The sequence below is a fragment of the Moorena sp. SIO3I6 genome, from assembly GCF_010672095.1.
In genome coordinates, this window is the sequence record NZ_JAAHHU010001210.1 from 1 (window position 1) to 1,553 (window position 1,553).

The 1,553-nt window shown below is 42.3% G+C and carries 3 protein-coding genes; 2 read left to right on the forward strand and 1 reads right to left on the reverse strand.

Translation table 11 applies throughout. From position 1 onward, the window contains the following. Positions 1 to 108: 108 nt before the first annotated feature. Complete coding sequence (locus F6K49_RS47765; protein ID WP_293109595.1) at positions 109 to 834, forward strand: glutathione S-transferase family protein; 726 nt, start codon at positions 109 to 111, stop codon at positions 832 to 834. A 38-nt stretch (positions 835 to 872) separates the two neighbouring features. Next, on the forward strand, positions 873 to 1,211 hold the full coding sequence (locus F6K49_RS47770; protein WP_293109598.1) for a hypothetical protein: 339 nt from the start codon (positions 873 to 875) through the stop codon (positions 1,209 to 1,211). Between the two features lies 1 nt (position 1,212). Here the strand turns inward: F6K49_RS47770 and F6K49_RS47775 are convergent, their stop codons facing one another. Beyond that, entirely contained in the window at positions 1,213 to 1,371 is a 159-nt protein-coding gene (locus F6K49_RS47775; RefSeq protein ID WP_293055826.1) for an SDR family oxidoreductase, read from the reverse strand. Positions 1,372 to 1,553: the final 182 nt, after the last annotated feature.

The window sequence follows — 1,553 nt, forward strand, 5'->3', positions numbered from 1 at the left end:
CTGCTCCCTGCTCCCTGCTCCCTGCTCCATAAAAACCAGAAATTTGTACCTCAAAAGTCGTATAATTGCTATAATAGTTATTGGTAATATCGAACCAAATTTACTTTTATGATTACTTTGTATAAGGCACCACCTTTCTGGGGATTACCGAGCATTAGTCCACCCTGTATGAAATTGGAAACTTGGCTGCGTATAGCTAATATTGCTTACGATATCGAGATTCCTAAGGACTTTGCTAAAGCTCCCAAAGGCAAAGTTCCGTTTATAGACTATGAAGGAAAACTGATCGGAGACTCCACCCTAATTATCGAGATGCTTAAGGAAAAAGAGGGCATAGATCCTGACCGCGATTTGACCTCAACCGAAAAAGCAATATCCTTAGCTTTTCGGCGGATGCTGAAAGAAAATACGTATTGGGGAGAGGTTTATATTAGTATGAACATTGAAGAAAACTGGCAAGTATACAAACAAGCATTAACGAATCTCTATTTTGATGGAAGCTCGACACCAGAATCGGAACAGTTTTTCCAACAGGTGCGAAAGTCCATTTCTAATCAGATTTATGAACAGGGAATGGGTCGTCACTCCGAGAAGGAAATTTGTCAAATTATTAATGCTGATTTTCAAGCCCTGTCTGATTATTTAGCAGATAAACCATTTTTTATGGGGGATAAACCGACCACTTTAGATGCAACGGCTTATGGTTATATTGGAAACATGATTTTACCTCCTTTCAAGAGTATGATTATTGATCGCGTATCTCAATTCAAAAATCTCTGTCAATATTGTCAACGGATGAAACAGGAGTTTTTTCCAGATTATTTGCCTTCTTAATCCAGAAAATTTTCTAGGAGATGTGGTAATTGCCTTAAATGTCAAGTAATCACAATAGCGATGTAAGCTATCAGCTATCAGCTATCAGCGGTCAGCGATTAGCGCTACGCGCATATACTTACATAGCGATCGCGCCCCGCGTGACCTACGGTCAATCGCTTTTAGCGTGGCCTTTGGGCCAAGGTCAATCGCATTTTCAATTTACGGGTCGCACCTGTGGAATGGGCAATAAGCATGAAACTGGCATCTTGCGTAGAACTGGCATCTTGCCAGTTTCAATATATTTTCGGGCGGGCAGGATGCCCACTCTACTCCTATTCAGCGCGAAGATTCAGCAAGGCAAGAAAAACGGTTGCTTTAGCAATATCTGCTGGTGAATCAAAATCTTTCTTCTGGGATGAGGCGATTATTGACCTGCTTAGCAACGGATTGCAGTTGTTCTGGTGTTAAACCAACATCTGACCAGAGGGGTGTTTCGATTGGCCCTGGGGCAATAGAATTAACGCGGAGCTTTTGGGGAGCGAGTTGAATGGTCAAAGCTTAATGAACAATAAAGTTTTCAGACTGCTGTCACCTTCTAGACTAAGGCAGTGGGAAAATAGAGTTATCACCCGGTACACCATTCAAAACCCTTAAACACCCATGGCCAAAACTGTTGCTGAAGTTATGACCCGCGAGCCGATCGTGGTGCAGCCCCAAACACCGATCAAGGAAGTCAT

What these genes read in the sequence shown, in the direction of transcription:
- F6K49_RS47770 (WP_293109598.1), top strand. Translation starts at nt 873, where the DNA reads ATGTCAAGTAATCACAATAGCGATGTAAGCTATCAGCTATCAGCTATC.
- F6K49_RS47765 (WP_293109595.1), top strand. Translation starts at nt 109, where the DNA reads ATGATTACTTTGTATAAGGCACCACCTTTCTGGGGATTACCGAGCATT.